Source organism: Sutterella parvirubra YIT 11816 (assembly GCF_000250875.1).
In the GTDB taxonomy this organism is placed as follows: domain Bacteria; phylum Pseudomonadota; class Gammaproteobacteria; order Burkholderiales; family Burkholderiaceae_F; genus Sutterella; species Sutterella parvirubra.
In genome coordinates, this window is record NZ_JH604964.1 from 7,528 (window position 1) to 15,001 (window position 7,474).

General features: G+C 67.2%; 5 protein-coding genes. 2 read left to right on the plus strand and 3 right to left on the minus strand.

Annotated features, from left to right (window positions below):
* On the plus strand, window positions 1–1,410 hold a 1,410-nt coding region (locus tag HMPREF9440_RS05540; protein ID WP_008542291.1), incomplete at its 5' end, for an FAD-dependent oxidoreductase.
* Between the two features lie 12 nt (window positions 1,411–1,422).
* Here the strand turns inward: HMPREF9440_RS05540 and HMPREF9440_RS05545 are convergent.
* From HMPREF9440_RS05545 to HMPREF9440_RS10570, 3 genes are all read right to left on the minus strand, one after another.
* Window positions 1,423–4,110: a DEAD/DEAH box helicase gene (locus HMPREF9440_RS05545; RefSeq protein WP_008542292.1), complete on the minus strand. Its 2,688-nt coding sequence runs from the start codon at window positions 4,108–4,110 to the stop codon at window positions 1,423–1,425.
* A gap of 200 nt (window positions 4,111–4,310) precedes the next feature.
* The gene (gene ppsR / locus HMPREF9440_RS05550; RefSeq protein ID WP_008542293.1) at window positions 4,311–5,156 is read right to left on the minus strand and encodes a posphoenolpyruvate synthetase regulatory kinase/phosphorylase PpsR; all 846 of its coding nucleotides are present in this window, start codon (window positions 5,154–5,156) and stop codon (window positions 4,311–4,313) included.
* A gap of 129 nt (window positions 5,157–5,285) precedes the next feature.
* Window positions 5,286–6,002 carry a TetR/AcrR family transcriptional regulator gene (locus HMPREF9440_RS10570; RefSeq protein ID WP_008542295.1) on the minus strand — a complete coding sequence of 239 codons (717 nt, stop codon included), beginning with the start codon at window positions 6,000–6,002 and terminating at the stop codon, window positions 5,286–5,288.
* Between the two features lie 254 nt (window positions 6,003–6,256).
* On the opposite strand from HMPREF9440_RS10570, the gene HMPREF9440_RS10575 reads away from it, so the two are divergent.
* Window positions 6,257–7,474: FAD-binding protein (locus tag HMPREF9440_RS10575; protein WP_050816157.1), on the plus strand; the 1,218-nt coding region annotated here is incomplete at its 3' end.

Below are 7,474 nucleotides of genomic sequence, written 5' to 3' on the forward strand. Positions count from 1 at the left end.
GCCCCTTGGGCTCAGGCCGCGGACGCGGCCTCCCAGTCCGGCGGCGAACCCCTCTGGGACGTGATCGTCGTCGGGGCCGGGGGCGCGGGGCTCGCGGCCGCGGTGGGCGCGAAGGAGTGGGGCGCTGAGCGCGTGCTCCTTTTGGAGAAGCAGCCCACGGCGGGCGGCCACACGATGGTGGCATCGGGCTCCTTGAACGCGCTCGTCGAAGGCTTCGGCGACTCGGCCGAAAGGTTCTTCGACGACACCTTCGAGGCGGGCGAAGGGAAGGCCGACCCGGAGCTCGTCCAACGCCTGGTGGAAGGGAGCCGTCAGGTGCTCCCGTGGTTCAGGAGTCTGGGGGTGGCGTTTGAAGATGTCCCCTACGAGGCCTACAACGGGAGCTGGCCCCGCGCGTGGCGCTCGGTGGCGTCGCACCCGGGGTTCCGATTCATCTCCGCCCTCATGCGCCGCTTCAAGGCCTTGGGCGGCGAAGTCCGCTACGGCGCGCGCGCCGAGTGGCTTTTGACCGAAGACGACTACGACGATACCCGCATCACGGGCGTGCGCCTTCAGGGCGGAGAAGAGATCCGCGGGCGCGCGGTCGTGCTCGCCACGGGCGGCTGGGGTGCGAACGCGCACCTGCGCCGCCGTTGGCGCCCGCAGCTCACCGACGTCTACCGCACGACCTTCAGTCCGCTTCGCCCCGAAGAGGACCCGGCGACCGGGGACGGCATCCGCATGGCGGAAGCCGTCGGCGCGCGTCTTCGCGACATGGACGCCGTGATGGCGATTCCGTACTGGGGCGGGCGCGTTTTGGACTATCCGGGGGCGGAAATGTTCCTGGACGACTCGGGCCGCCGGTTCGTCGACGAAACGGCGACCTGGTCCGCGATCTTCGAAAAGCTCATTGAGACCGGAGCGTCGAGCTTCTGGGTCGTCACCGATGAGCGGAGCAGGAAGGGCGAAACCTTCGCGGGGAAGTTCGCGTCGGGCGTCGTGAAAAGCGCGCCGGACCTCGCGAGCCTCGCGCGCGAGATGGGGGTCGACGTCTCGGTCCTTCGGGAAACCTTCCGGCAGCACAACGCCGCCGCGCTCTCGGGCGAAGACTGGGCGTTCGGCCGAAAGTGCTTCATGCAGACGATCGAGCAGCCGCCGTTTTACTTCGGGCGCGAGCGCTTCGACATCCACTACTGCTGCGGCGGGATCGCGATCTCGACCGAAGCCGAGGCGCTCTCGCTCGAAGGACGCGCCATCCCCGGGCTCTACGCCGCAGGGGAAACCGCCGGGGGCGTGCACGGGCGCTTCCGCCTGGGCGGCAACGGCCTCACCGACGCCTTCGTCTTCGGGCGGATTGCGGGCGAGAGCGCGGCGTCCTTCGCCGCCCGCACCGTGCGCGAGATGCGCACGCGCCGCCCGAAGCGGGCGTAAGGCCTCCAGTCCTCAGCGCCCGTCGGGGAGATCCTCGAAAAGCGAGCCGCAGACCGCAGGGTCCAGTTCGTCTGGAGCGGCTTCCGCCCACGCGGCGGGACCGTCCCCGAGATCGGGCTCGCCCGTGAACGCAGCGTCGACTGCCGCGAGCAGGTCGGCCTGGTCGGGAGCGTCCGGCGCGAAGGTCTCTCCAATGTCCGCTACCGCCGCCTCCGGGGCCGCCGGATGCGGCTGGACCCAAGCGGCCGATCCGGCCGCCCCTGCGGCGCTGAGCGCCGCGCCCTGGGGGTCCTCTTCACGGAACTTCACCTTCCTGTAGCCGACCTGACGCTTCCGCCACATCGAGAAGAGGACGGGGATCTGCCGGTCGACGAAGTCGACCACCCAGGCGTCCGTCTTCCCGGGCGCGGGCCGCAGAAGCCTTCCGACGTACTGCTCCAAGAGCCCCTCCCACTTCACGGGGAACGTGAGCAGCAGCGCGTCCAACCGCGGAAGGTCGAACCCTTCCCCGGCCACCCCGCCCGTGGCGAGGAGGATCAGCGGGGTCTCGGGCGGGAGCGCCTCAATGTCGGCCACCAAGGCCTTCCTCGCCTTCGCGCCCATCGAGGCTTCGAGAACGAAGAAGTGCGGGGTGAGCGGCGAGAGGCGCTCACGCAGAATGGCGAGGTGTTCGATCCGCTTCGTGAGGACGAGCGTGCGGCGGTTGACGGCCAAGAGGTCCTCGGCCCAACGGGTGATGAGGTCGTTTCGCAGGCCGTTCGTCATCAAGGCCCGAACGGCCTCGTCGAACGCCTCCCGGCCGCTCTTCGCGCCCGCGAAGTACCCGGAGAAGCACCGGGTCGGGACGACGGTGAGACGCCTATCCCCGATGCTATCGCCCTTGAAGCGGCCGACGACCGGCCCCAAGAGCATCTTGACGGCGGGCATCTTCGCGTCGCGCCGCTTCGGGGTGGCGGTGAGCCCCACGCGGAAGCGCCCCCGAAAGGCGTTCAGCGCGTCGATCAGCCCGCCCGCCGCGGCGTGGTGGCATTCGTCCACGATGATCTGCCCGTAGGGGGCGAGAAAGGCCGCGAGCTTCTCGGGCTCCATCGTCGCGAGCGACCGGTCGATCGCGATGTCGACGCGTTCGGTGAGGCGCTTCCTCTGCGCGCCCAACTGCCCGACCTCCTTCTTCTGGAGCCCCAAAAAGACGAGGAGGCGGTTCCGCCACTGGTCGGCCAGGACCTTGGAGGGGACGACGATGAGGGTCGAGACCTTCCGCTTCGCGATCAAGGCGGAAGCGACGACCGTCTTTCCGAAGCCGGTCGCGGCGACCAGGATCCCTTCGTCGTGCCCGGCGATCGTCTCGACCGCCCGGACCTGCTGGGGCCGCAGCGTCCCGTGGAAGGCGAGATCCATCTGAGTGCCGGGCGTGCGCTCATCGACGATCCTGTAGGCGATGCGGTGCTCGGTGAAGAGCTCCCGTACCTTGGGGAGAAGCCCACGCGGGAGCGTGAACCAGCCGCCCCGTTCGTCCGCGAGGATGAAACGCGGGGGCTGCCCGCGGGTGGGCATCATCCGGCGCTTCGCCACCAGGTACTCGGTGTTCCAGAAGGACCCCATGCGGATCAACGCCGCACGGAGTTCGGGCGTCAAGGCGTCCGACCGGATCCCGATCGCGGCCCCGAGCCGGAGCTCCACCTGCGGCGTCGCGGCGCGAAGCGGCCGGTCGGGGTAGGCGAAGAAGTCTTCGATGACGAGCGAGAAGGGCGGCTCCTTGGGAGAGACGGCGTCCGCCGTCAATCCGTCGACGTCGAGGGGCTTCGCGCCCATCGAGCGTTCGAGCCGGACGAGCGCGTCGGTCACGTCCTCTGCCGAAAGCCGCCGGACGCTCTGGAGGTACGTCCACGGGGCGGCGAGCGGCTGGAGCTCATCGTCCGTGAAGGTGGACGCGCCGCGAAGCCGGGGCCCACGCTGGAGCGGGAGCGCGATGAGGTTTCCGATCGCCGTGTCGTTCTTCAGCACGTCCTGCGCGGGAAAGAGCCGGTCGAAGCTCATCAACTTCGGGCTCGACCTCATCGCGACGGCTTTGGCGATCAGCGCGAATCCCAAGCGCCGCGCCGTCGCCGCGGGGACGGGTTCCGTGAAGAAGAGCCAGAGGTGGGCGCCTTCGCCCGAGCGCGAGATTTCCGGCGCCAACGGAATCCCTTCAGTCCTCGCCGCCCGGATCACCGCCTTCGCGTCCTCGCGCCAGGTCTTCTCGTCGAAGTCGAAGGCGAGGAACCGGCAGTGCGTGCGGCTCGTCATCGGGTAGCTCCCCAGCACGAAGTCCGTGCCCTTGACGGTCTCGCCTTTGAGGTGCCTCGCGACGTCGGCCGCGGTCATCGCCCGCCACTCGGGCCGGTAGCCTTTGAGCACCTCGCCCTCGGGCCCGATCTGCCCCTCGACCCGCACCGCGTGCACGTTCCCGCGGCCCGAAAAGAGCGAGAGAAAGAGCGCGGCCTTTTGACTGTTGGAGATGTGGGCTTCGGGGTTGAGCGGGGAGGCGCCCGCGGTCGGTGCGGTGGTGGCCTGCGCCGCCCGGCGGCGCAGTTCCGCGAGGTCGTCCCGAAGGCGCGTGAGCCGGGCTTCGGTTTCCGCAACGGAAACTTCGAGCGCGCGGATTTCTTCCGCCGTCGCGTCGGCAGGGGTGGGGTCGGTCGGTTCGTCGGCGTCGGTCATGGGCGGGCCTCGGGCGTGGTTGGGTCGAAGGCGTGCCCGTGGGAAGAGGCGCGCCGAATCCAAGCATACGCCTACTCGCGGTGGGACCTCGCGGGGTCCTCTTCGGGTGTCCGATGCGGGCGGGCGTCTCCAAAAGAAATCCCGCCCGTGACGGATCACGGACGGGATTCGGAAAACGGAGGTCTCAGACCGGGCGCGCCTTATTCCACGCGCCGCTTGTCGAGCCCGAGCTCGGAGATGATCGTGGCCGAGATTTCCTCGATCGACTTCGTCGTCGAATTGAGCCAGCGGACCCCTTCGCGGCGCATAAGGTTTTCGGCCGCTTCGATTTCGCTCGTGCAGTTCGCCATGCTCGCGTACCGGCTCCCGGGGCGACGCTCGTTGCGGATTTCGGAGAGGCGTTCGGGCTTGATGGAAAGCCCGAAGAGCTTGTGGCGCAGCGGCCGGAGCGCCTCGGGGAGTTCCCCGCGGTCGAAGTCCTCGGGGATGAGCGGATAGTTCGCGACCTTGATCCCGAACTGCATCGCGAGGAAAAGCGAGGTCGGGGTCTTCCCCGAGCGCGAAACGCCCACGAGGATCACGTCGGCTTCGTCCAGCCCGCGGTTCGTCTGCCCGTCGTCGTGCTGGAGCGTGTAGTCGATCGCGGCGATGCGGCGGTTGTACTTCTCGTCGTCGCGGATGCGGTGGGTGGCCCCCACCGAATGCGCGCTCTTCATGCCGAGTTCGGTTTCCAAGGGACCCACGAACTTGCGGAAGAGGTCGATGACGTGGCCGGAGACGTATTCGTTGAACGCGCGCATGATCTGCGGGTCGACGAACGTCGTGAAGATGATCGGACGCTGGCCGTCGCGCTTTTCCTCTTCGGCGATCTGCCGGGCGACTTCCTGAACCTTGTCCACCGTCGTCACGAAGGGCATGCGGGTCTGGTGGTAGCGCAGATCGGGGAACTGCGCGAGGATCGAGTGGGCAAGCGCCTCGGCGGTGATGGCGGTGCCGTCGCTCACGATGAAGACGTGACGGGGAGGGTTCGTCGTCTGGTCGGTCATGGTGGTGAAGAAGTTGGACCGGTGAAGGTGAAACCCGCATTTTAGCAAGGCGGGCCCCACCAAAACGAAGAATTGATTTGTCCGATGAGGGTTCTCTATCGCTCGATCTCGAACGATAGACCCCGCTGCTCACTTCTTCGCGGTCTTGCGCATCCCTTTGCTGTTCCCCGAGCGCACCGCGATGCGGCCCGTGACGGCCGCGCGTTCCTCGTTCGTGAGCACGTCCGTCCCGAAGAGCTGATGGAAGAAGAGCCCGTCCATGGCGAGCGTCAGGAGGAGCGCCTCCGTCTTGTCGCAGCCCTGCGTCCCCGGCGCGTACGCGGCGTCCGGGGCGTTCTGCGCGCTCATCGCCTCCAGCCGGTCGAAATAATGCCGGTACCAGGAGCGCACGGGCTCCAGAAACCGCCGGTTTCTGCGGGACGCCATCACCAGGGCGACCAGGGGCGAGGAACCCTGGTCGATCTCACCCTCCTGGAACTGTTCGTACCACGCGAGGTAGCTCGCCAGAAGCGGGTGCGCCGCGTCGGGCGAGGCCGCTTCGAGCGAAGTCTGCACGTCGGCGAGGTGGTTGGCGTAGTCGTCGACGAGGGCTTCCAAAAGATGGTCGCGCGAGGGGAAGTGGTAGAGGAACGAGCCCTTGCTCATCCCGGCCAACTTGATCACGCGGTCGATCGTGAGCCGGTCCGTGCCTTCCTCCATGATGATCGTGCGCGCGGCGTCAAGGAGCTTCGCGCGCGTGGCGCGGCCGTCGGCGCGGGTGGGGCGCCGTGCTTCCTTGGCGCCTTCCGCGGTGTTCCCGGCAGCCTGCGCTTCAAGCGCCGCCGCGTCATGGAGTTGCTCGGTCATGGGTGTGCTCCAAAATTTTGAGGATGGTCGATTGTCTCACGCCGCATTGGGGTTTGTCCGTGTGGACGGATGGTTGGCAAAGATTATACAGTCCGTCCGGTATAAATTAAGCGTACACGCACCGCACCGTCCGCGCACGCGTTCCGGAGGGTTCCTTCGGGAAACCTGACCACCCGGGCCGCGCGCTTTCCCCCGAAACCGACCGGATTCCCCGGTCCCGGTTCCGGACGGTGCGGGGAGAAGGAGAACCAAACATGCAGAAACGTGCCTTCCTCAAGGGCGGTCTCGCCGCCTTGGGCGGCTTCGGCCTGATGGGTGCGGCCTCCGCCGCGAACCCCGCCGCGGGCAACATCCCCGCCGCCAAGGACATCAAGTGGGACGAAGAGTTCGACACGATCATCGTGGGCTCGGGCGTCGCCGCGACCTGCGCCGGGAACGAAGCGCTCGACCAGGGCTTGAACAAAGTGATCATGGTCGAGAAGATGCCCGTCTACGGCGGCAACTCCGCGATCACCGGCTTCTGGATCAACATTCCGCGCTCGCCCGAGCAGCTGAAGCACGGCGTCACGGACGATTCGCCCGAACTCTTCCTCAAGGACACCCTCAAGGCCGGCGAAGGCTTCAACGACCCGGCGCTCGCCAAGGCGCTCTGCTTCAACGCGCTCGACGCCTACAACTATCTCCTGGAGCGCGGCTGCAAGTTCGCGCCCACGCCCTTCATCCAGGGCGGCCAATCGAAGATCCGTTCCTTGGCGCCTGAAGTCTCGGCCGGCATTTCCGTGATGCTTCCGCTTCACCGCTACTTCCTCTCGAAGGGCGGCATCATGCGGAAGAACACGATCGTCGACGAAGTGATCAAGGACGAAACGGGCCGCGCCGTCGGCGTCGCCGTCCGCGAAGGCTACGCGTTCGACATCAACTCGCGCGACAACGACCTCACGAACACGATCGGTACCCGCCGCTACTACCGTGCGTCGAAGGGCATCATCTTCGGCGCGGGCGGGTTCGTGAACGACTGGCGCATGACCTCGATGATCGACCCGAAGATCACGAAGGACACGGAAGGCACGAACCACCCGGGCGCGACCGCGGGCGCGCTCTTCACGCTGATGCGTGCGGGCGGCGTTCCGGTGCATCTCTCCTATATCCAATGGGGCCCCTGGTGCTCGCCCGACGACAAGGGCATCGGCATGGGCGCGGACGTCTGCGACTTCCTGAAGCAGTACGGCGCGGCCTTCGACCCGAAGACCGGGAAGCGCTGCTTCAATGAACTCGGGAACCGCACGGAATTGACGAACGACATCTTCTCCTTGAAGAACGAAGACGGCTCGCAGCGCTTCGCGGTCCTGATCGCCGACAGCCAGTTCGTGCCGAAGGTCTCGATCGAGCGCTACCTCACGAAGTCGCTCCACTCGGGGACGACGAAGAAGTTCGAAACCTTGGAAGAGCTCGCCGCCTTCTACAAGATTCCG

Coding starts and splice junctions, on each gene's coding strand:
- HMPREF9440_RS05545 (WP_008542292.1), bottom strand. CDS start 4,110: ATGACCGACGCCGACGAACCGACCGACCCCACCCCTGCCGACGCGACG.
- ppsR (WP_008542293.1), bottom strand. CDS start 5,156: ATGACCGACCAGACGACGAACCCTCCCCGTCACGTCTTCATCGTGAGC.
- HMPREF9440_RS10570 (WP_008542295.1), bottom strand. CDS start 6,002: ATGACCGAGCAACTCCATGACGCGGCGGCGCTTGAAGCGCAGGCTGCC.